Origin of the sequence: Bartonella taylorii 8TBB, from assembly GCF_902825155.1 — a bacterium.
GTDB lineage: Bacteria > Pseudomonadota > Alphaproteobacteria > Rhizobiales > Rhizobiaceae > Bartonella > Bartonella taylorii_A.
On record NZ_CADEAG010000113.1, the window covers coordinates 1 to 461 of the forward strand.

At 36.9% G+C, this 461-nt stretch carries 1 protein-coding gene and 1 pseudogene; both read right to left on the bottom strand.

Annotated features, from left to right (window positions below):
- Window positions 1-199: Rha family transcriptional regulator (locus J7R13_RS08890; protein WP_208438314.1), on the bottom strand; the 199-nt coding region annotated here is incomplete at its 3' end.
- Between the two features lie 71 nt (window positions 200-270).
- Window positions 271-461, bottom strand: a pseudogene (locus J7R13_RS08895) (hypothetical protein); the annotation flags it as partial.

A 461-nucleotide genomic window follows, 5' to 3' on the forward strand; every position in this document is an offset into this window, starting at 1 on the left:
GGGTCTTACCCTGTTTATCTAAATAGGTGGATCCAAATTTGGATTGACCCCCTTCAGGATATAATTCTCCTAACATTTGCCGAATATCCCGCATAATATGTGCATGTTGCTTACCACACAATTCTGCAATTTCACGGCTAGACATAGTTTGAACTGTTGCGTTATTAAAACTGTTTTCTGATTTCATAAGACTATACATTATGAACCTCATATTAATTTGATGGGAGAATATTGAAGAGGAAGCGCTTAGTTTTAAGCGCTCTAAATCATTTAAATGACATCACAAAGGCGCAAGTGGTGTTGCTGTTCATAGGTACCGTAGACTTCATCATTATATTTTTCGTCTGAAAGATCATTTAAAAGTCCATCGTAGGCATCACTTTCGCGTATAAAAGGATGAACATAACGATCTTGATCAAGAAACCAGCCGTTTTCTTGTACGTACACTTCTGCAATTTCTT